We start from the raw sequence: 22,462 nt of genomic DNA on the forward strand, positions 1-22,462 counted from the left end.
CCACGATGAGTGTCCACACAGATTGATTAGGTTTAGAAAAGCAAAGAGATGAAGAACTCCCAAGTTCTTCGAAGTTTGTTTCTACTTTTAAAGTAGAGATAAATTGCAGTGTCCCGTTCGTCTAGAGGCCTAGGACACCGCCCTTTCACGGCGGTAACAGGGGTTCGACTCCCCTACGGGATACCATTGGGTCGTTAGCTCAGTTGGTAGAGCAGTTGACTTTTAATCAATTGGTCGCAGGTTCGAATCCTGCACGACCCACCATTTCCTCCCAAGGAAATAAAAATATGGGGCTATAGCTCAGCTGGGAGAGCGCCTGCCTTGCACGCAGGAGGTCTGCGGTTCGATCCCGCATAGCTCCACCATTCTTTCTCCATGAAGGAATTAAAACTATCATGGGCGATTAGCTCAGTTGGGAGAGCACCTGCCTTACAAGCAGGGGGTCACTGGTTCGAGCCCGGTATCGCCCACCATCTTTAAACATTCTTTGATGACAAAAGTCTGAAGAGAGTTTTTAAAAATGGTTTTGAAAGTTTAAAACTTGAGAAACTCTTGCTCTTTAACAATTTGGAAAGCTGACTGATTTGATTACTTACGAGTAATTCAAATCAAATTTAAAAGTTCTCAATGTTTATCTGCTCTTAGTTAATAAGAACAGTATAAACACAACAAACACATTCAAGTGTCTTGTATTCGAATCAAACTTAGTTTGATTCACAATTGAGTCCGGCAAACAGTCATTAAGAATTAACCCTTCTTAATGACAACCAAAAACCTTGGTTAGTTGCCATACACTAAGACCCTTTCGGGTTGTATGGTTAAGTGACTAAGCGTACACGGTGGATGCCTTGGCAGTCAGAGGCGATGAAAGACGTAATAACTTGCGATAAGCCCAGATTAGGTAGTAATAACCTTTTGAGTCTGGGATTTCTGAATGGGGAAACCCGCGTGCATAAGCACGTATCCTGTTGTGAATACATAGCAACAGGAGGCAAACCGGGGGAACTGAAACATCTAAGTACCCCGAGGAAGAGAAATCAACCGAGATTCCGAAAGTAGCGGCGAGCGAAATTGGATTAGCCCTTAAGCTTTTAATGATGCAGGTGAAGCCTCTGGAAAGTGGCGCAACAAAGGGTGATAGCCCCGTAACCGACACATCATAATCAGTGAAATCGAGTAGGGCGGGACACGTGATATCCTGTCTGAATATGGGGGGACCATCCTCCAAGGCTAAATACTACTGACTGACCGATAGTGAACCAGTACCGTGAGGGAAAGGCGAAAAGAACCCCTGTGAGGGGAGTGAAATAGAACCTGAAACCGTGTACGTACAAGCAGTAGGAGCACCTTCGTGGTGTGACTGCGTACCTTTTGTATAATGGGTCAGCGACTTAATTTTAGTAGCAAGGTTAACCGTTTAGGGGAGCCGTAGGGAAACCGAGTCTTAACTGGGCGTACAGTTGCTAGGATTAGACCCGAAACCAGGTGATCTAGCCATGGGCAGGTTGAAGGTTGAGTAACATCAACTGGAGGACCGAACCGACTAATGTTGAAAAATTAGCGGATGACTTGTGGCTAGGGGTGAAAGGCCAATCAAACCTGGAGATAGCTGGTTCTCCCCGAAAGCTATTTAGGTAGCGCCTCGGACGAATACTACTGGGGGTAGAGCACTGTTAAGGCTAGGGGGTCATCCCGACTTACCAACCCTTTGCAAACTCCGAATACCAGTAAGTACTATCCGGGAGACACACGGCGGGTGCTAACGTCCGTCGTGGAGAGGGAAACAACCCAGACCGCCAGCTAAGGTCCCAAAGTATAGCTAAGTGGGAAACGATGTGGGAAGGCTCAGACAGCCAGGATGTTGGCTTAGAAGCAGCCATCATTTAAAGAAAGCGTAATAGCTCACTGGTCGAGTCGGCCTGCGCGGAAGATGTAACGGGGCTAAGCTATACACCGAAGCTGCGGCTACGTACCTTAGGGTATGTGGGGTAGGGGAGCGTTCTGTAAGCCGTTGAAGGTGGTCTGTAAGGGCTGCTGGAGGTATCAGAAGTGCGAATGCTGACATGAGTAACGATAAAGGGAGTGAAAAACTCCCTCGCCGGAAGACCAAGGGTTCCTGTCCAACGTTAATCGGGGCAGGGTAAGTCGACTCCTAAGGCGAGGCCGAAAGGCGTAGTCGATGGGAAACGGGTTAATATTCCCGTACTTCTTACAATTGCGATGGGGGGACGGAGAAGGCTAGGTGGGCCTGGCGACGGTTGTCCAGGTTCAAGTATGTAGGCGGAAAGTTTAGGTAAATCCGGACTTTCATTAACGCTGAGATACGATGTCGAGCTACTACGGTAGTGAAGTCATTGATGCCATGCTTCCAGGAAAAGTCTCTAAGCTTCAGATTGTAAGGAATCGTACCCCAAACCGACACAGGTGGTCGGGTAGAGAATACCAAGGCGCTTGAGAGAACTCGGGTGAAGGAACTAGGCAAAATGGTACCGTAACTTCGGGAGAAGGTACGCTCTTATCAGTGAAGTCCCTTGCGGATGGAGCAGACGAGAGTCGCAGATACCAGGTGGCTGCAACTGTTTATTAAAAACACAGCACTGTGCAAAATCGTAAGATGACGTATACGGTGTGACGCCTGCCCGGTGCCGGAAGGTTAATTGATGGGGTTAGACTTCGGTCGAAGCTCTTGATCGAAGCCCCGGTAAACGGCGGCCGTAACTATAACGGTCCTAAGGTAGCGAAATTCCTTGTCGGGTAAGTTCCGACCTGCACGAATGGCGTAATGATGGCCACGCTGTCTCCACCCGAGACTCAGTGAAATTGAAATCGCTGTGAAGATGCAGTGTACCCGCGGCTAGACGGAAAGACCCCGTGAACCTTTACTACAGCTTGGCACTGAACATTGAACCTACATGTGTAGGATAGGTGGGAGACTATGAAACTGCGTCGCTAGATGTGATGGAGTCGTCCTTGAAATACCACCCTTGTAGTTTTGATGTTCTAACGTTGGCCCCTGAATCGGGGTTACGGACAGTGCCTGGTGGGTAGTTTGACTGGGGCGGTCTCCTCCCAAAGAGTAACGGAGGAGCACGAAGGTGGGCTAAACACGGTTGGACATCGTGTGGTTAGTGCAATGGCATAAGCCCGCTTGACTGCGAGAATGACAATTCGAGCAGGTGCGAAAGCAGGTCATAGTGATCCGGTGGTTCTGAATGGAAGGGCCATCGCTCAACGGATAAAAGGTACTCCGGGGATAACAGGCTGATACCGCCCAAGAGTTCATATCGACGGCGGTGTTTGGCACCTCGATGTCGGCTCATCACATCCTGGGGCTGAAGTCGGTCCCAAGGGTATGGCTGTTCGCCATTTAAAGTGGTACGCGAGCTGGGTTTAGAACGTCGTGAGACAGTTCGGTCCCTATCTGCCGTGGGCGTTGGAAAATTGAAAGGGGCTGCTCCTAGTACGAGAGGACCGGAGTGGACGAACCTCTGGTGTTCGGGTTGTCATGCCAATGGCATTGCCCGGTAGCTAAGTTCGGAATCGATAACCGCTGAAAGCATCTAAGCGGGAAGCGAGCCTTGAGATGAGTTTTCCCTGGCACTATAAGTGTCCTAAAGGGTTGTCGTAGACTACGACGTTGATAGGCAGGGTGTGTAAGTGCTGCGAGGCATTGAGCTAACCTGTACTAATTGCCCGTGAGGCTTAACCATACAACACCCAAGGGGTTTTGTGGACTCAAAGACAGACCTTGAATGCGTTTGAAGAGATATAACTTTTATTGCTCTATTGAATAGAGAATCAGCTTTCCAGATTATTTTGCCTTCGGTTTTTAAAAACTGAAAGTAAAAGCAAAATTTGCTTGGCGACCATAGCATTGTGGACCCACCTGATTCCATGCCGAACTCAGAAGTGAAACACAATAGCGCCGATGGTAGTGTGGGGTTTCCCCATGTGAGAGTAGGACATCGCCAGGCTCTAAATTTATTTTCACTTTTTAGAAGTGAAGAAAAAGGTATCGTTACTTGCATTAGCAATTAACAACATCATTAGTGTACTAATCTATTGATGAAAATTTGTTGGAGGGATGGCTGAGTGGTCGAAAGCACCGGTCTTGAAAACCGGCAACCGTTAATAGCGGTTCTAGGGTTCAAATCCCTATCCCTCCACCACTATTGAGAAGCCCGCTGAGAAATCAGCGGGCTTTTTCATATCTACTATTTAGAAAAAAGAGCACTAATGTGCTCTTCTCTATTATTCCCTTAATCAGCATATCTAAAGTTAACTAGTCAGGGAGATACTTTCCTTCGGCTACTTGCCAAAACGCTCTAATCAGTGGGTTATCAAGTTGAGACCGTTTACAGCAGACACCTAGTTCGAACGGTTTTATCGGTTCTATTTTTAAACGATCGACTTTGTCTCTCACTGGACTGTTGTTAATGACGACATCAGGAGCTATACCCACTCCACAACCCAGCGCTACCATACTTACAATCGCCTCATGTCCAGATACCTGGGCGTAAATACTGGGCTTAATCTTCATCTTTTTGAACCATTCATTTGCACGTTCACGAGCAGTACCAGCTTCGGGAATGATAAAAGGCACTTCATTCCAATTTGGCTTTTCGGATTGCAATTGCTGACTAAAGCTACTGACACCGGATGGGATGATCACTGACAGTGGTATATCGCTGATGGTTTCGAATTCTAATCTTGAAGGCAAAATGTCAGGTTTAGCTGAAATAGCGATATCAGCCTCATCATTCAGTATCTTGTCGATGGATTGTGCTGGATCACCGGTAGATAGCTTAAACTCAATATACGGATGAATAGCCCTGAATTCGGTAATGAGTTCAGGAAGGTGACTGTAGCTTGCTGTTACGGAGCAGAAAATACGGATCTCACCCTTGAGCTCCTGTTCTCCGCCTTTCAAGTGAAGATTGTATTGCTGCCACTCGCCAACGATGCTCAATGCCACAGGCAAAAGATGTTTCCCTGCTGGAGTGAGGTCAACACTTCGGTTGTCTCTGATAAGCAGTTCTTGCCCGGTTTCTTCCTCAAGCTTTTGTATTTGACGACTAAGGGCCGAAGGACTGACGTGCATAGCAGCAGCTGTTTTGCTGAAACTCTTGCTATCACATAAATGTATAAATAATTGTAGAGATTTTATGTTCATGTTCTGTGATCGTTTCCATGTTGCATTTATTGCAATAACTAATTGTGAATATATCACTTTCAGCAACGGGGTGTCTGTTTTAGTATGAAGTCATTCGATAGAGGTATATCGACCTTACGGACTTATTTTTAAAGGAGTGCCCTACAATGGCTAACTATTTCAATACATTAAACCTTCGTGAGCAACTAGACCAACTAGGTCGCTGCCGTTTCATGGATCGTGAAGAATTTACGACTGAAGCTGAATACCTTGAAGGTAAGAAGATCGTCATTGTTGGCTGTGGTGCTCAAGGCCTAAATCAAGGTCTAAACATGCGTGATTCAGGTCTAGACGTATCTTACGCTCTACGCCAAGCTGCAATTGATGAGAAGCGTCAATCATTCAAGAACGCTGACGAAAACGGCTTTGTAGTTGGTAGCTACGAAACGCTAATCCCTCAAGCAGACCTAGTTATTAATCTTACTCCTGATAAGCAACACACTAATGTTGTTGAGACAGTAATGCCTTTGATGAAAGAAGGCTCTGCTCTTGGTTACTCTCATGGTTTCAATGTTGTTGAAGAAGGGATGCAATTACGTGCTGATCTTACCGTTGTAATGGTTGCACCTAAGTGTCCAGGTTCTGAAGTACGTGAAGAGTACAAGCGTGGCTTCGGTGTTCCAACATTGATCGCTGTTCACCCAGAAAATGATCCTAAAGGCGAAGGCTGGGATATCGCTAAAGCTTGGGCCGCAGGTACAGGTGGTCACCGTGCAGGTTGCCTAGAGTCTTCATTCGTAGCTGAAGTTAAATCTGACCTTATGGGTGAGCAAACCATTCTATGTGGCATGCTACAAGCTGGTTCTATCGTATCTTACGAGAAGATGATTGCTGATGGCATCGAACCAGGCTACGCAGGTAAACTTCTACAATACGGTTGGGAAACGATTACTGAAGCACTTAAGTTCGGTGGCGTAACTCACATGATGGACCGTCTATCTAACCCAGCTAAAGTTAAAGCGTTTGAGCTTTCTGAAGAGCTAAAAGATCTAATGCGTCCGCTTTACAACAAGCACATGGATGACATCATTTCTGGTCACTTCTCTAGCACTATGATGGCTGACTGGGCGAACGATGACGTGAACCTACTAGGCTGGCGTGAAGAGACAGGCGAAACTGCATTCGAAAACTACCCAACTTCTGACGTAGAAATCTCAGAGCAAGAGTACTTCGACAACGGTATCCTTATGGTTGCTATGGTTCGTGCCGGTGTTGAGCTAGCATTCGAAGCTATGACTGCATCTGGTATCATCGATGAGTCTGCTTACTACGAATCTCTACATGAGCTTCCACTAATCGCAAACACAGTTGCTCGTAAGCGTCTTTACGAAATGAACGTTGTAATCTCTGATACTGCTGAGTACGGTAACTACCTATTCGCTAACGTAGCAACACCGTTACTACGTGAGCAGTTCATGCCTTCAGTAGCAACTGACGTAATCGGTCGCGGTCTAGGTGAAACATCTAACCAAGTTGATAACGCTAAGCTAATTGAAGTAAACGAAGCTATCCGTAACCACCCTGTAGAGTACATTGGTGAAGAGCTACGTAGCTACATGAGCGACATGAAGCGTATCGCTGTAGGCGGTTAATTAGTCGCTTAGATACTGATAAATTTGTAGAAAAACAAAGCAGTATCACGAGCCCCTTACTGGTTGGGGTTATGAACAAGCAACACAACATCTAATAAAAAGGCTTGGTCGCCGTTGACCAAGCCTTTTTGCTTTTAGGCGAAAAGTTATACAGATTCGTGGGATGGACATTGCTTGATAGGTCTTAAACGTCGAATTTCAGCTCTTGATTGAGCCTTATAAATACAAAAGGGTTGGTGTTTTCACACCAACCCTTTCAGATTTCTTGCTTTGTGTCTTACTTGTCAGCAATCTTTGCTTCTAAATCCGTTAGCTTCTGTTCCATCTCTGTCAGCTTTTGACGAGTGCGAAGAAGTACTTGTGTTTGAACATCAAACTCTTCACGGCTCACAACGTCTAGCTTGTTTAGTTGGCCTTGGATAACTTGGCGAACTTTTTGATCTACATCTGAACCAAGCTCTTTTACTGGTTGAGGCATAGAGTCGTGGATCTGCTTAGCAATCTGTTCTAGTTTTTTTGGATCAAACATATCAATTAAAACTCCTGAATATTTCCTACCATTCTATTTAATCGCACCGAAGAAGTCGCCTCTAGAGTATAAAAAAAGGCCACCGAAGTAGCCTTTTTAATTGTTAATACAACTTAGAGATTACTTATTATCAGCTAATTCTCTGTGAGCCGCTTTTGCTTCATCGATGCGAGCTAGTTTTTCTAGGTCTTTGTCTTCAACAAATACAGGTAGAGGTTTATGCTTCTCTGCTAGGTAGCTGTAGATTACTGGCAGTACAAACAAGGTAAACAATGTACCGATTGCTAGACCAGCAACGATTACGATACCGATACTGAAGCGTTGAGCTGCACCTGCACCACTTGCGTACATCAGTGGAACTAGACCTGCGATCATCGCAGCGGTTGTCATTAGGATTGGACGAAGACGAACCTTCGCAGCTTCCATAACAGCTTCAATACGCGTCTTGCCATTGTGCAGTTGTTCTTCTTTTGCTACTTCACAGATCAATATACCGTGTTTGGTGATCAAGCCGACCAAGGTTATGAGACCTACTTGCGAGTAGATGTTCATGGTCGCAGCGCCCCAAGCCAAGGCAATAAGTGCCCCACAGATAGCCAGTGGTACAGAAACCATGATAACCAATGGATCTTTTAGAGATTCAAACTGAATCGCTAGAACCAAGAAGATAATAGCCAGAGCCAAACCAAAGGTTGCGTATAGTGCGCTACCTTCTGTTACGTACTGACGAGACTCACCCATGTAGTCATGGTTGTAACCGCTTGGTAGCTTAGTTGCTGCAATGCCTTCAAACCAATTGATAGCATCCCCCATGGCTGTGCCAGGAGCTGGTACTGCACCAATTGTTGCTGAGTTTAATTGGTTGAAGTGAGGAAGAGAGCGAGGCTCTGCCACAACATCAATCGTGATTAAACTGCCTAGAGGAATTGCTTTACCATCTGCGCCACGCACATAGTAGTTGTTCATTGATTCAGGGTTTAGACGGAACTTACGTTCAACCTGAGGGATAACCTCGTAAGAACGACCATTCAAATCGATACGGTTTACGTAGCCATCAGACATCATAGTACCTAGAGTGATACCAATGTCTTGCATCGTCACGCCGTAAGCGCCCGCTTTGTCTTTGTCGATATGGATCTTCATCGTTGCTGAGTCGTAGTTCAAATCAAGATCTGAATAAACGAACAACGGGTTTGTCGATACTTCGGTTAAGATCTCTGTCGTGATTTGGAATAGGCTCTCGAAGCTGTTCGGTGTTGTAATAACAAACTGAACAGGAAGACCTGAACCTGCACCTGGAAGTTCTGGCATTTGGAAGGCTGTTACGGCCATACCAGGAACATCTTTCACCAAGTTACCCACACGGTTTGCTACTTCAGACTGGCTTGCTTCACGTTCACTCCATGGAACCATTGATGCGATACCAAAGGCTTGGTTTGCATTTGGAACGCCAGTAAACACTTGCGCATACGCTACTTCTGGCTGATCAGACAGAAGGCTGTTTACGTCATTCATGGTGTTTTGCATGTAGTCCAAGTTCGCATTCGAAGGTGCTGTACCTATAAGCATAATTACACCTTTATCTTCTGAAGGCGCTAACTCACTAGGGATGAACTTGAATAACAGTGGCAAACTTGCAAATACGATGACAGCGAAGCCAATGAATACTGGGCGATGCTGCATTACCGCGCCAAGCATACGCTCGTAGCGATTGGTCATGCCGTCCAATACGCTATGTACCTTCTGCTCAAACTTGCTTGGCTCGGCGTGAGCTTTGAGCATTTTTGAACACATCATTGGCGACAACGTTAACGCCACAATACCCGATACAAAAACAGCACCAGCAAGGGTTAGTGCAAACTCTTTAAACAGAGATCCGGTGATACCACCCATCATTGCAATAGGAGCATATACTGCACCTAGCGTTAGTGTCATTGCGATAACGGGTACCGCAATTTCACGAGTACCGATGATCGCAGCTCGGAAAGGGGACTCACCTAATTTTATATGCCGGTCGACGTTTTCCAATACAACGATGGCATCATCAACTACTAAGCCGATTGCGAGTACCATTGCCAGTAGCGTCATTAGGTTCCACGAGAAGCCCATAGCCTGCATTACCATAGCCACACCAATCAGAGAGAGTGGGATAGTAACGATCGGGATAAGAACCGCACGGAATGAACCTAAGAACAAAGTAATTACGACCAGTACAATTAATGCCGCTTCAAGAATGGTTTTAATAACTTCTTGAATGGATTCATTAATCGCAATAGTCGAGTCATACATGATATTCATCGAGATGTTACTTGGAAGGTTCTTCTCTAATTGAGGAAGAAGCTCAAGAACATCAGCGGCAATGTTGATAGGGTTTGCACTTGGTGCCGCGTTGATTGCTGCAACAACCGCCTCCTTACCGTTTGCACTCGCTCGGTAAATATCGTGGCTTTTCTCTAAAGAAATCTTAGCGATGTCAGACAGGCGAATAATTTCACCCTCACCACTTTTAACGACTAAGTTCTCTAGCTCTTCAGTGTTTGATACTTGCGTATCGGCACTGCCGTTATAAAGAACGAATTCGCCGGTAGCTTGACCTGTCGCTGATTGGTAGTTGTTGGCATTCAATACCGACATAACATCAGTAGCGGTTAGGTTAACAGCTGCCATTTTTGACGGATCTAGCCATACGCGCAGTGCGTATTTCATACCACCATAAAGGTCGACTTTAGATACACCATTTACCGTAAATAGCTGCGGGTTGATTACACGCTCTAGATAGTCGGTAATTTGGCTTGATGCGAGCTCATCACTGGTAAAGCCAATATAAAGTACTGCGGTCGTTGAACCGGTCGACATAGTTACGGTTGGATCTTCGGCTTCTTTTGGAAGCTGAGAACGCACCGAATTTGTCTTGGCCAATATGTCAGACAGCGCTGCATTCGGGTCGGTGTTCAGCTTCATGTTAACTGTGATAGTCGAACTACCCAGTACAGAAGATGAAGTCATATAGTCGATGTTATCCGCTTGAGCTACAGCCTGTTCGAGGGGCTGGGTTATAAAGCCTTGGATAAGATCGGCACTTGCACCGTAGTAACTCGTTGTTACAGTTACCACGGTATTCGTCATTTCAGGGTATTCACGCACCTGCATTTTGAAGATTGCTTGTAGACCAAGCAGCGCAATCAAAAAGCTGATGGATACCGCTAGAACTGGACGTTTAATAAAAACATCAGTAAAGCGCATTATGCCTCCAGTTACAGCTTGGGTGTTTCAGATGGTGGAGTGATCGCATCACTTTCCACAACCTTAACTTTGGCACCGTTGCTTAGACGAACTTGGCCAGAAGTTACAACCGTATCGCCAGCTTTAACACCCTCAAGGATGTGAGCAATATCAGCGGTACGTTCACCTACTTTTACAACATGTTGAGCAACACGTTGAACACCGTCTTCTTCCGTTAGGATGTAAACATTATCACCGTATAGTGTGAAGGTGATTGCTGTTTGAGGTAGTGTTACTTGGTTCTCTAGCTTAGGCAGAATGATATTGGCACGCGCGAACATACCGCTACGAAGCTTGCCATCATTGTTTGGAATGTCTGCTTGAACTTGAATCAAACCACTTTGGATACTTACTGCAGGTTCGATTGCACTGATAGAACCTTCGAAAGGCGTCTCAGGGTAAGCGTCAACGAAGATATCGATAGCTTGACCTACATTAATGCGTGAGATGTCTGTTTGAGAAACTGTAAAGCGGAGGCGCATAACACTGGTGTCTTCTAGACGAACGATATCTGTACCTGATTGCAGATATTGACCTAAGTACACGTTACGAATACCCACTTTGCCATCGAAAGGAGCACGAATTTCACGGCGTTCGATAGATGCTTTTAGGCTTTCAATATCAGCAGATAGAGAGTAGTAGTTTGCTTCTGCTTCATCGTATGCTTCTTTTGAAATAGAACCTTTCTTATACAGGCCTTGGTAGCGTTTATATTTTGCTTTTGCAGCAGGTAAACGCGCTTCCGAACTTTTCAGGTTCGCTTTCTCAACATCTGAATCTAAACGAACAAGTTGCTGGCCGTTTTTAACGTCAGTGCCCGATTCGAAAGAGATTTGATCAATAACGCCGCTGGTTTCGTTAGCCAGTGTTACACCTTGGTTTGGTTCGATGAAACCAATCGCTTCAATCACTGGAATCCAGTTGATCGGCTGAACTTCGGTCACCGTTACCGGAAACTCTGGTTCAGGACGGTTTGCCAAGTATTCCGCTATTTTTTGTTGCTTGAACATGTTCCACCCGATAACGCTGCCGAAAAGAAGTACAGCGATGAGTAACATGAAGAAAGTCCACTTTTTCATTATGGTCAAAACTCCGATCTAGTGTGTAATTATTGCGTCCCAACTGGCTTCTATTGCTGCTTCTAATGCGGCCTCATCCATTTGGTAAAATCCTAAAGAATGCTTTCGCGCTAGAGAAACACTAGCCGCTAAGCTCAACCCGCTCAATACTTCGTTATGTAGCGGTTTAAATAACCCTTGCTCTTTCCCCTCATTAAATAGCTGCTCAACTTGGTCAAACATTTTCCGTTCAAGTTCCCTGAAGTTTAGGCTATTTGTGATAGGTAGAGCCTCATACTGGACCCGATTTTTAATCGCAGCCAAGTTCGTTCCTGCTAAGTTCCATATGTTTAGCCACATGGTTCTATAGCGTTGCTTGATTGGATCTGAATCGTTCACGCCTTCTTGAACAGCATCAGCTACTCGTTGAGTTACGAGTACACAAACATCAGCAATCAAGTGATCTTTGTCGTCGAAATAGCGATATATCGTCCCCGCAGCGACTCCAGCTTCCTTTGCAAGCTTTTGCATCGACAGGCCTTGAAAACCGACGTCAGCAATCAGTTTTTCTGCAGCAGAAAGTATTTGTTGGCGTTTGTCCCGATGTGTATGAATTGTCATATACTTATCACTACAGCGAATGAACGTTCATTCATTATAGCCTAATAACTAGACTTATGTGTAATACCGTTTTGTATGAATGGTGTAAATTCTTCAATAAGTGAACGTAGCATTTGTGATGTTGCAGCATTATTATAGGCGCGCAACCAATTCGAACTTGTAAGAATATATAGAGAATCAAATGAAACTGAACCCAAGACAAGATGAAGCCGTGAAGTATGTCTCAGGCCCCTGCTTAGTATTAGCGGGTGCTGGTTCAGGGAAGACACGTGTTATCACTAATAAAATTGCTTATTTGGTTCAGGAATGTGGTTATAAAGCTCGTAACATTGCCGCGGTAACTTTTACTAATAAAGCGGCGCGTGAAATGAAAGAGCGTGTTGGACAAACCTTAGGAAAAGGCGAGTCGAAAGGGCTAATTGTTTCAACCTTCCACACCATGGGCCTTACGATCATCCGTCGAGAGTACAAAGCGCTTGGCTTAAAAGCGGGGTTTTCTCTATTTGATGATCAAGACCAGTTAGCTTTATTAAAAGAGCTAACCGAGAAACAAATCGATGGTGATAAGGATTTGTTACGTGCATTGATGAGCACTATTTCAAATTGGAAAAATGATATGCTCACGCCAGATCAGGCGAAAGCACGTGCTCAAGGCGAACAAGAACAGTTGTTTGCATTCTGTTTTGATATATATCAGAAACAGATGAAGGCCTATAACGCACTCGATTTTGATGATCTGATTGCGATGCCAGTATTGCTACTGAAAACCAATCAAGAAGTGCGTGAACGCTGGCAGTCTCGTATTCGTTATTTGCTGGTCGATGAATATCAGGATACCAACACTAGCCAATATGAGTTGGTTCGCTTACTGGTGGGAGAGCGTGGTCGTTTGACGGTCGTAGGTGATGATGACCAATCTATTTACTCATGGCGTGGTGCAAAACCACAAAACTTGGTGCTGTTAGGTGAGGATTACCCGAACTTACGATTGATCAAGCTAGAGCAAAATTACCGTTCAACCAGTCGAATCTTACGTGCGGCAAACATCTTGATCGCCAACAACCCACACGTCTATGAGAAATCGCTGTTTTCTGAGATCCCGGATGGCGAAAAGCTCAAAGTACTTAACGCCAAGAATGAAGAGCACGAAGCCGAGCGTATTACTGGCGAAATCATTGCGCATAAATTTTTGAATCGTACTGAGTATAAAGACTATGCGGTACTTTATCGAGGCAACCACCAATCACGATTGATTGAAAAAGCGCTGATACAAAACCGAGTGCCTTACAAAATCTCTGGCGGTACCTCTTTCTTCGCCAGAGCTGAGATAAAAGACATCATGGCTTACCTGCGAGTATTGGTTAACCCAGATGATGACAATGCTTTCCTACGTATTGTGAACACCCCGCGTCGCGAGATTGGCCCTGTTACGTTAGAGAAGTTGGGCAGTTACGCCAATATGCGTGGCAAAAGCTTATTTGAAGCCAGCTTTGAAATGGGATTAGAGCAAACCCTAACAGGCCGAGGCTTGGAGAACCTGCGTCGATTTACTGATTGGATTGTCCGTATCTCGGATAATGCTGAACGTGGAAACACCGTTGAAGCGGTGCGATCCTTAGTGCGTGACATTAATTATGAAGATTGGCTCTACGAAACCTCTCCAAGTCCGAAAGCGGCAGAAATGCGAATGAAAAATGTGTCTGATCTCTATAGCTGGATTGTGGCCGACCTCGAAGGTGATAACTATGATAAAGAAGAGAAAACTCTCCGAGAGGTTGTTCAACGTTTAACTTTACGCGACATGATGGAGCGCGGGGAAGATAATGACGATGCAGACCAAGTTCAATTAATGACCTTGCATGCTTCGAAAGGCCTAGAATTTCCTTATGTTTTCTTGATGGGAGCCGAAGAGGGCATTCTTCCACACCAAACCAGTGTTGATGAAGGTAATGTAGAAGAAGAACGTCGTCTTATGTATGTAGGGATTACTCGAGCGCAAAAGGAGCTGACTTTCACTAAGTGTCGTGAGCGCAGGCAGTACGGTGAGTTGATCAAGCCAACACAAAGCCGCTTCCTAGATGAATTGCCTCATGAGGATGTGGAGTGGGAAAGCGTTAAGAAACCACAATCCGCTGAAGAAAGAATGGAAAAAGGACAGGCACACATTGCTAATATTCGTGCGATGTTCAATAAGAAGTAATGCTCTGCTTTAATAGCACTGTATAGATGCTAATAAAAAGGTGATCATGAGATCACCTTTTTTGAATCTGGTATTTTTAATTACAGATCGGTAAATTACAGGCCAGCAATCATGTGCTCTATAGCATCTTTAATTTCATCGTCAGAACAGTCCATACATGAACCTCTAGCTGGCATTGCATTGAAACCGTTGATTGCGTGATCTGCAAGGATGTCTCGGCCTTGTGCAATTCTTGGTGCCCAGTCACCAGCATTGCCAGCTTTTGGTGCGCCGCTTACGCCTGATGCGTGACAAGCAATACAGAACGTTCCGTAAACTGCTGCGCCATCACGAGGGCCTGTTGGTTCTGCGACTACTGGTTCGCTGCCGACTAGGTAAACTTGACCAACTGGTTTGATGCGTTCAGCAATTGCATCTTGCTCTGCTTCGCTAAGGCCTGAAGCCACTGCGCCAGTTGAAAAGGTTAAAACTGCGATGACAACGCTTAAAATTCGACGAGACATATCCATTAAACTCACTTTACATTCCCAAGGTAAGTACGTGCTTACCAATTTATAGTGTTGGAGGGTGTTTTGGCTTCACCAGCAAAGAGCAACTGTTAAACCAATGTAAATAATGGGTGATTATATCCCGATAAGTTGTTGCAATAAACAACAACTTATAAGCAGTGGCGGGTTGTAGTACTCAAATAAGGGGTTTATCACATATTAACTGTCGAAAAAGAGACCAAACAGAAAAAAAAGTTAAAAAAGTACTAGACGGCCTTGGGTGATATACGTATTATTCCACTCCGCCGACAGGGCATGCGCCTGTAGCTCAGCTGGATAGAGCGTTGGCCTCCGGAGCCAAAGGCCGAAGGTTCGAATCCTTTCAGGCGCGCCATCCGGTCTCTTACTTAGGTGAGTGAGAAATTGGCAATAAAGAAACAATGGTGGCTATAGCTCAGTTGGTAGAGCCCTGGATTGTGATTCCGGTGGTCGCGAGTTCGAATCTCGTTAGCCACCCCATTCTTTCTTTACAAAATATCGGTAGCTTCGGCTTCCAGTGTTGATTCATTATTCCCAAGAGTCGATACAAAATTAGTCGGTGAATAGCGCAGCTTGGTAGCGCATCTGGTTTGGGACCAGAGGGTCGGGGGTTCGAATCCCTCTTCACCGACCACTATTTCAATAATCGCTTTTAAGTGGTTATATAAAAATTAGTGGTGGCTATAGCTCAGTTGGTAGAGCCCTGGATTGTGATTCCGGTGGTCGCGAGTTCGAATCTCGTTAGCCACCCCATTAATTTTGGTAACTTCTTTGAAGTTCCCAGTTTGAGAAATCAAGCGAAATATCTCGGTGAATAGCGCAGCTTGGTAGCGCATCTGGTTTGGGACCAGAGGGTCGGGGGTTCGAATCCCTCTTCACCGACCATATTAAGAAAGCTCATCAGAAATGATGAGCTTTTTTTCTATCTGGAGAAAAAATAATGGTGTATTCGGGGCTGGAGCCCAGTCCATCAAATCTTTCTTCACCGATCACCTTAAGAAGCGTCAGTCGAAAGGCTGGGCTTTTTTGCATTTATCGCATCGGAAACTCTTCCACTTTTTGATTAGCAACTGACTCATTCCGATATCTCGCGTGGCACCACTTCAGTCCAGCGCTCTCTATATAAAACACCCATCATAGATTTTCACGCCTCAATTGAGATAAATGCTTTATGAAACGTGCAGATCTATATCTAATTTTATATAAATAAATCACTCAATTATTCGACAGGCTAATGAGTTTGGTCTAAAGATTTTTATGAAAAGTGAAAACTGACCCCAAATATGTTCACTAAGGCCTGTATTTAACAACTTTCTTTACATCAAGCCGCTCAAAATCTTCTCTAATTTATTAAACCTCTCGTTTTGCTGGTTTGTATTCTTTGAAATAATAAGAAAGGTTTAATGTATGGCTTAATAAGAGCTATCTGGTTTTTTTATTTGCTTGAATTAATGAATTTAGCGTTTGTTTCTATTGTGTTAATTGTTTTTGGAATAATTATTTTTTTTAGTGACTGGTAGTGAGATCTGCTTTTAATCATAGGTTTAACTCTACAAGTAAGTAGTAGTAAGGGGGTTGTGAGTGTTTATTACCAACAATATGATGTTGTTTTTTCTTACTATATGCTCTCTATCTGAATACTTATGTGATGTTTTTGCTTGCTAAGCGTTTAATGTCGACTTTTTATCCTATTTTTGTTGCTTTTCTGTGAATTATTTGCCAAATTGTCAACCGTATAAAATATCAGAACAATATTCTGGTAAGAATGGATTCAATTTTGCAGACAGGGCAGAGAGCTGCCAAAGCAGTAGAGGTCTGGTAATGTCACTTTTAGAAGTAAAAAATCTTCGTATCGAATACCCATCTCGTCATGGAGTTCACGCAGCAGTAAAATCACTTTCGTTCAACATTGAACGTGGTGAGATTGTTGGCGTTGTAGGGGAGTCTGGTGCCGGTAAGTCAACAGTAGGCAATGCTGTGATCGATCTACTGAGCCCTCCTGGTCGCATTGCTAGCGGCGAGGTTTTTTTGGATGGCGAAAAAGTCTCTGGCCTATCTCCTGAACAGATGCGTTCTGTTCGCGGCTCAAAGATTGGTTTTATCTTCCAAGACCCAATGACTTCTCTTAACCCTCTATTTACAGTAGAGCAGCAGTTAAAAGAAACGATTCATGCCAACATGAAGGTTTCGGATCAAGAAGCTTACCAACGCTCATTAGACTTAATGAACCAAGTTGGGATTCCGCAACCAGAAAACCGTTTAAAGCAGTACCCACACCAATTCTCTGGCGGTATGCGTCAGCGTGTTGTTATCGCGATCGCATTGGCAGGTGAGCCTGACTTAATCATCGCAGATGAACCAACAACCGCATTGGATGTGTCTATCCAAGACCAGATTTTGGGTTTAATTCGCGACCTATGTATTAAGAAGAACGTAGGTTGTATGTTGGTCACGCACGACATGGGTGTCGTATCTAACGTTACCGATCGCGTAGCGGTTATGTATCGTGGTGATTTAGTTGAGTTTGGCCCGACGGCGAAAGTCCTTGGTACTCCTGAACACCCTTACACGCACAGTCTTATCTCAGCGGTTCCGCGTTCAGATCGTAAACTCGATCGTTTCCCTCTTGTGAGCTACATCGAAGAAGCGCACGAGATGGAACCACTTGATGTGAAAAACCACTGGTTAGGTCAAAGCCAAGATCACCGTGATTACACTGGCCCGTTGTTGAATGTTGAAAACGTCAACTTACGCTTTACCACCAAGGATTCTTTCTTTGAGAGTCGTCGTGAGTATGTTCAGGCGTCAAACAATGTGAGCTTTGAAGTACACGAAGGTGAAACGTTTGGTCTTGTGGGTGAATCTGGTTCGGGTAAGTCAACGATTGCTCGTGTGATTGCTGGCTTGTACGCACCCAACTCAGGCAAAGTGACCTTTGAAGGCGTTGACCTTACTGGGCTTAAGTCTGAGAAAGAGCGTCGTCCAATGCGTCGCCAAATGCAGATGGTGTTCCAAAACCCATACACATCAATGAACCCTCGAATGAAGATCTTCGACATCATTGCTGAACCTATCCGATTCCATAAGCTTACGCGCAACGAGAATGAAACTCGTCAGATCGTTCACGACCTGCTAGAGCACGTTGGTTTAGGCAAGATGGCTGGAGTTAAGTACCCACACGAATTCTCAGGTGGCCAACGTCAGCGTATTTCTATCGCTCGCGCCTTGGCAACTCGCCCACGTCTTCTGATTTGTGATGAACCAACATCGGCGTTAGATGTATCGGTACAAGCGCAAATCCTAAACTTATTAAAAGATCTACAAGACGAGCTAAACCTAACCATGCTGTTTATCAGTCATGACTTACCGGTTATTCGTCAGATGTGTGATCGTGTTGGTGTGATGCAGATGGGAGAACTATTGGAAGTCGCGCCAACCGAGCAGCTATTCCAATCGCCTCAGCATGAATACAGCAAACACCTAATTTCTTTAATGCCTGAATTTACGGGTTTAAGAGAAGAAAAAGCAGTGGCACAAGCCGCGATATAAAAATCAGCAGGCTGGAGTTTGGCTTGCGAAAAACAATAAACAGACGCAAATACAACAACTAGGGATCTGGATTCCCGCATGAAGGAGTTATGCAATGAAAACCATGAAAAGCAAATTAGCAGTAGCTTTGATGGCAGCTGGCCTAAGCTTTAGTGCAGCAGCAGCAGATATTACTGTTGGCTACGCAGCTGACCCAGTGTCACTTGACCCACACGAGCAGCTATCTGGCGGCACACTGCAAATGTCTCACATGGTGTTTGACCCTCTAGTTCGTTTCACTCAAGAGATGGATTTTGAAGGCCGCCTAGCATCTAGCTGGGAGCGTGTAGATGATACGACTTTCCGTTTTAATCTACGTAAAGGTGTGAAATTCCACTCTGGTAACGAGCTGACTGCTGATGATGTTGTGTGGACTTTTGAACGTCTACAAGCTTCTCCAGACTTTAAGTCTATCTTCACGCCATACGAAAAAATGATAAAAGTGGATGACTACACAGTTGAGCTAGTATCAAAAGAGGCTTACCCACTAGTACTACAAACAGCAACTTACATCTTCCCAATGGACAGCAAGTTCTACTCTGGTCAAACAGCGGAAGGTAATGACAAGTCTGAGCTAGTGAAGCACGGTAACTCGTTCGCTTCGACTAATGTTTCAGGTACTGGCCCATTCATCGTAACGCAGCGTGAGCAAGGCGTTAAAGTAACGTTCGAACGTTTCAACGATTACTGGGACACAGAAACTGAAGGCAACGTAGACAAGCTAACACTTGTGCCAATCAAAGAAGATGCAACGCGTGTAGCAGCACTTCTTTCTGGTGACGTGGATATGATTCACCCTGTAGCACCAAACGATCACAAGCGTGTTAAAAACGCTAAGAACATCGATCTAGTAACGCTACCTGGTACTCGTATCATTACGTTCCAAATGAACCAAAACAGCAACGAAGCACTGAAAGATGTGCGCGTTCGTCAAGCAATCGTTCATGCGATTAACAATGAAGGAATTGTTAAGAAGATCATGAAAGGTTTCGCAACCGCTGCTGGTCAGCAAAGCCCAACAGGTTACGCGGGTCACAACGAAGAGCTCGTTCCTCGTTACGATCTGAAAAAAGCGAAAGAGCTGATGAAAGAAGCGGGCTACGAAGATGGCTTTACACTAACTATGGCAGCGCCTAACAACCGTTACGTCAACGATGCGAAAGTAGCGCAAGCGTCTGCGGCAATGCTGTCTAAGATTGGTATCAAAGTTGATCTTAAGACGATGCCTAAAGCACAGTACTGGCCTGAATTTGATCTATGTTCAGCAGACATGATGATGATCGGCTGGCACTCAGATACAGAAGATTCAGCTAACTTCAACGAGTTCCTAACAATGACTCGTAACGAAGAGACTGGTCGTGGTCAATACAACTGTTCTGGTTACTCAAACCCAGAAATGGATGCGATTGTAGAGGCTTCTAACACTGAAACTGACCCTGTTAAGCGTTCTAAGATGTTGAAAGGCGTTGAAGCAACACTTTACAACGACGCAGTATTCGTACCTCTACACTGGCAAAGTGAAGCGTGGGGCGCGAAATCTAACGTAGGTGCAGCAGACGTAGTAAACCCAATGGTTATGCCTTACTTCGGCGACCTAGTTGTAAAATAATCTAGCTAGCTAGAATCGAGAGCCTGAGGCTTTTCAGGCTCTCGAATTATTAAGAAATAGATTTAAGTTTCGGTATTTGGTCTTCCTTCAGTCTGGCTAAATACCTTTTTTAAGACTGAAATTTTTTATCTAGTCGCGTATTTTGATTAGATAGTCATGGATAGATAAGGGGCAAGGAATGGTTACGTTTCTGGTCAAGCGCCTGTTTCAGGCACTGATAGTGATGTTTGTGATCAGTTTGGTGGCGTTTGCCATACAGGATAACCTGGGCGACCCGTTGCGTGAGTTAGTCGGTCAATCTGTTTCAGAATCGGAGCGTCAAGCGCTGCGTGATGAACTCGGCTTAAATGATCCCTTCATTACAAAATACACTCGCTTTGTAGGCGCAGCTCTACAAGGTGATCTTGGTACTTCATATTTCTTTAAACGTCCGGCTGTGGACGTGATTCTCGATAAGCTGGTGGCGACGCTTGAACTCGTGTTTGGCGCTTCTCTGATCATCGTTTGCCTGTCGATTCCACTTGGCGTTTATTCAGCTATTCACCCTAAGAGCTTTTTTACCAAGCTGATTATGGCGAGCAGTAGCGTCGGTATCTCGGTTCCTGTGTTCTTGACGGCAATCATGCTTATGTATGTCTTCTCAATTGAACTTGGCTGGCTACCTTCGTTTGGCCGTGGTGAAACTGCAAACTGGTTTGGCTGGGAATCTGGCTTCCTAACGCTTGATGGCTTGGCGCACCTTGTGCTTCCAAGTATTGCTTTGGCTTCAATCATGCTACCACTGTTCATTCGCCTCGTGCGTTCTGAAATGCTGGAAGTATTGAGCTCGGAATACATCAAATTCGGTAAAGCGAAAGGCTTAGCGCTAAACAAAATCTATTACCAACACGCATTGAAAAATACCATGCTACCGGTTCTTACTGTTGGTGGTGTTCAGATTGGTACTATGGTGGCATACACCATTCTTACTGAAACGGTTTTCCAGTGGCCCGGCACAGGTTTCTTATTTTTAGAAGCGATCAACCGTGTAGATACACCGCTGATTACCGCATACGTTATTTTTGTTGGTCTTATTTTCGTAGTGACTAACACGATTGTTGATTTGCTTTACGGTGTTATCAACCCAACCGTTAACATCACAGGGAAAGGAGCATAATCATGGAACAGACATCGACAGTGCCGTCTCGCTGGGAACGTTTTAAGCAATCAGACATTGTGTATTACTTCTTACGAGACAAAGTGGCAATGGTGAGCTTCACCATTTTCTCAATCTTTTTGGTGATGGCATTAGCAGCACCTATTCTAGCGCCAACAGACCCGTACGACGTGACTTCGATTGATATCATGGATTCAGAACTGCCTCCATCATGGATGGAAGACGGTGAAGAACGTTTCTTGCTCGGAACGGATGAGCAAGGCCGCGATATTTTATCGACTATGCTTTACGGTTCGCGCTTATCACTGACCATTGGTTTCTTAGCGGTAGGCCTACAACTGACGCTTGGTATCATCATTGGCTTATCTGCGGGTTACTTCGGTGGCCGTATTGATAGCTTCTTGATGCGTTTTGCGGATGTTCAGCTCTCTTTCTCGACCATGATGGTTGCGATCATTGTGTCTGCCATCTTTAAGGCAAGCTTTGGTAGTGACTTCTATGCGCAATACGCCGTTGTCATGCTGGTGGTGATCATCGGTATTGCTGAATGGCCGCAGTATGCTCGCACAATTCGTGCATCGGTATTGGCAGAGAAGAAGAAAGAATACGTAGAAGCGGCACGTGTTATGGGTTTTAGAGCGCCTCGCATCATGTTCCGTCATATTCTGCCTAACTGTTTATCACCGATTTTGGTTATCTCTACGGTACAGGTGGCAAATGCCATCATGTCAGAAGCGGCACTTTCTTTCCTAGGTTTAGGTCTTCCGGTAGACCAACCGTCACTGGGTGCTCTGATCAGTACAGGTTTTAACTACATTTTCTCAGGAGCATGGTGGATCACAGCATTCCCAGGTGTGCTTTTGGTAACACTAGTTCTAGTTATTAACCTATTAGGTGACTGGCTACGTGACGTATTTAACCCTAAAATTTATAAAGGGTGATAACACGGATTGATTTTTAGTAAAAAAAATCACTAAACTAAGAGCCGTAAGCAATTACGGCTCTTTTTTTGCTTAATGGATCTGGAACTTAGTATTATTGATATGGTCAATAATACTTAAAATGGGATTCATGTTTTATCGACATAG

At 44.8% G+C, this 22,462-nt stretch carries 12 protein-coding genes, 10 tRNA genes and 2 rRNA genes; 18 read left to right on the forward strand and 6 right to left on the reverse strand.

What is annotated here, in order from left to right; genetic code table 11:
- Nucleotides 1-110 precede the first annotated feature (110 nt).
- The 7 genes from ACMAZD_RS00145 (at nucleotide 111) to ACMAZD_RS00175 (ending at nucleotide 4,169) form a co-directional block, all read left to right on the forward strand.
- Nucleotides 111-186, forward strand: a tRNA-Glu gene (locus tag ACMAZD_RS00145).
- A 2-nt stretch (nucleotides 187-188) separates the two neighbouring features.
- A tRNA-Lys gene (locus tag ACMAZD_RS00150) sits at nucleotides 189-264 on the forward strand.
- 25 nt (nucleotides 265-289) lie between these two features.
- A tRNA-Ala gene (locus ACMAZD_RS00155) sits at nucleotides 290-365 on the forward strand.
- A 32-nt stretch (nucleotides 366-397) separates the two neighbouring features.
- A tRNA-Val gene (locus tag ACMAZD_RS00160) sits at nucleotides 398-473 on the forward strand.
- A gap of 343 nt (nucleotides 474-816) precedes the next feature.
- Nucleotides 817-3,710, forward strand: a 23S ribosomal RNA gene (locus ACMAZD_RS00165).
- A gap of 148 nt (nucleotides 3,711-3,858) precedes the next feature.
- Nucleotides 3,859-3,974, forward strand: a 5S ribosomal RNA gene (gene rrf / locus ACMAZD_RS00170).
- A 104-nt stretch (nucleotides 3,975-4,078) separates the two neighbouring features.
- Nucleotides 4,079-4,169 (forward strand) — tRNA-Ser (locus tag ACMAZD_RS00175).
- A gap of 113 nt (nucleotides 4,170-4,282) precedes the next feature.
- On the opposite strand, the gene ilvY is transcribed toward ACMAZD_RS00175, so the two are convergent.
- Nucleotides 4,283-5,173: an HTH-type transcriptional activator IlvY gene (gene ilvY, locus ACMAZD_RS00180; RefSeq protein WP_435248109.1), complete on the reverse strand. Its 891-nt coding sequence runs from the start codon at nucleotides 5,171-5,173 to the stop codon at nucleotides 4,283-4,285.
- A gap of 146 nt (nucleotides 5,174-5,319) precedes the next feature.
- Between ilvY and ilvC the strand changes: the two genes are divergently transcribed.
- Nucleotides 5,320-6,804 carry a ketol-acid reductoisomerase gene (ilvC, locus tag ACMAZD_RS00185; RefSeq protein WP_102275947.1) on the forward strand — a complete coding sequence of 495 codons (1,485 nt, stop codon included), beginning with the start codon at nucleotides 5,320-5,322 and terminating at the stop codon, nucleotides 6,802-6,804.
- Between the two features lie 277 nt (nucleotides 6,805-7,081).
- Here ilvC and ubiK read toward each other — a convergent pair whose 3' ends face one another.
- The 4 genes from ubiK to ACMAZD_RS00205 form a co-directional block, all read right to left on the reverse strand.
- Nucleotides 7,082-7,333, reverse strand: coding sequence for a ubiquinone biosynthesis accessory factor UbiK (gene ubiK / locus ACMAZD_RS00190; RefSeq protein WP_004735787.1), 252 nt, complete (start codon nucleotides 7,331-7,333; stop codon nucleotides 7,082-7,084).
- A gap of 120 nt (nucleotides 7,334-7,453) precedes the next feature.
- Nucleotides 7,454-10,576, reverse strand: coding sequence for a multidrug efflux RND transporter permease subunit (locus tag ACMAZD_RS00195; RefSeq protein ID WP_017105789.1), 3,123 nt, complete (start codon nucleotides 10,574-10,576; stop codon nucleotides 7,454-7,456).
- Nucleotides 10,577-10,587: 11 nt separating this feature from the next.
- A complete protein-coding gene (locus ACMAZD_RS00200; protein WP_017105788.1) occupies nucleotides 10,588-11,694 on the reverse strand; it encodes an efflux RND transporter periplasmic adaptor subunit in 1,107 nt (368 codons plus the stop codon).
- 18 nt (nucleotides 11,695-11,712) lie between these two features.
- Nucleotides 11,713-12,294 (reverse strand): TetR/AcrR family transcriptional regulator, encoded by a 582-nt coding sequence (locus ACMAZD_RS00205; protein ID WP_017105787.1) that lies wholly within the window; start codon nucleotides 12,292-12,294, stop codon nucleotides 11,713-11,715.
- A gap of 181 nt (nucleotides 12,295-12,475) precedes the next feature.
- Here ACMAZD_RS00205 and rep point away from each other — a divergent pair, with 181 nt between their 5' ends.
- Nucleotides 12,476-14,494 (forward strand): DNA helicase Rep, encoded by a 2,019-nt coding sequence (rep, locus tag ACMAZD_RS00210; protein WP_435248110.1) that lies wholly within the window; start codon nucleotides 12,476-12,478, stop codon nucleotides 14,492-14,494.
- Between the two features lie 95 nt (nucleotides 14,495-14,589).
- Here rep and ACMAZD_RS00215 read toward each other — a convergent pair whose 3' ends face one another.
- A complete protein-coding gene (locus ACMAZD_RS00215; RefSeq protein WP_435248111.1) occupies nucleotides 14,590-15,003 on the reverse strand; it encodes a c-type cytochrome in 414 nt (137 codons plus the stop codon).
- 296 nt (nucleotides 15,004-15,299) lie between these two features.
- On the opposite strand from ACMAZD_RS00215, the gene ACMAZD_RS00220 reads away from it, so the two are divergent.
- From ACMAZD_RS00220 to ACMAZD_RS00260, 9 genes are all read left to right on the forward strand, one after another.
- Nucleotides 15,300-15,376, forward strand: a tRNA-Arg gene (locus tag ACMAZD_RS00220).
- Nucleotides 15,377-15,425: 49 nt separating this feature from the next.
- A tRNA-His gene (locus ACMAZD_RS00225) sits at nucleotides 15,426-15,501 on the forward strand.
- Nucleotides 15,502-15,578: 77 nt separating this feature from the next.
- Nucleotides 15,579-15,655, forward strand: a tRNA-Pro gene (locus ACMAZD_RS00230).
- Nucleotides 15,656-15,698: 43 nt separating this feature from the next.
- A tRNA-His gene (locus ACMAZD_RS00235) sits at nucleotides 15,699-15,774 on the forward strand.
- Nucleotides 15,775-15,829: 55 nt separating this feature from the next.
- Nucleotides 15,830-15,906, forward strand: a tRNA-Pro gene (locus ACMAZD_RS00240).
- 936 nt (nucleotides 15,907-16,842) lie between these two features.
- On the forward strand, nucleotides 16,843-18,570 hold the full coding sequence (locus ACMAZD_RS00245) for a dipeptide ABC transporter ATP-binding protein (RefSeq protein ID WP_435248112.1): 1,728 nt from the start codon (nucleotides 16,843-16,845) through the stop codon (nucleotides 18,568-18,570).
- 94 nt (nucleotides 18,571-18,664) lie between these two features.
- On the forward strand, nucleotides 18,665-20,218 hold the full coding sequence (locus ACMAZD_RS00250; RefSeq protein WP_435248113.1) for an ABC transporter substrate-binding protein: 1,554 nt from the start codon (nucleotides 18,665-18,667) through the stop codon (nucleotides 20,216-20,218).
- A 178-nt stretch (nucleotides 20,219-20,396) separates the two neighbouring features.
- Nucleotides 20,397-21,374 (forward strand): ABC transporter permease, encoded by a 978-nt coding sequence (locus ACMAZD_RS00255; protein ID WP_435248114.1) that lies wholly within the window; start codon nucleotides 20,397-20,399, stop codon nucleotides 21,372-21,374.
- A gap of 2 nt (nucleotides 21,375-21,376) precedes the next feature.
- Complete coding sequence (locus ACMAZD_RS00260; RefSeq protein ID WP_435248115.1) at nucleotides 21,377-22,315, forward strand: ABC transporter permease; 939 nt, start codon at nucleotides 21,377-21,379, stop codon at nucleotides 22,313-22,315.
- Nucleotides 22,316-22,462: the final 147 nt, after the last annotated feature.

Source organism: Vibrio sp. nBUS_14 (assembly GCF_051201655.1).
GTDB lineage: Bacteria > Pseudomonadota > Gammaproteobacteria > Enterobacterales > Vibrionaceae > Vibrio.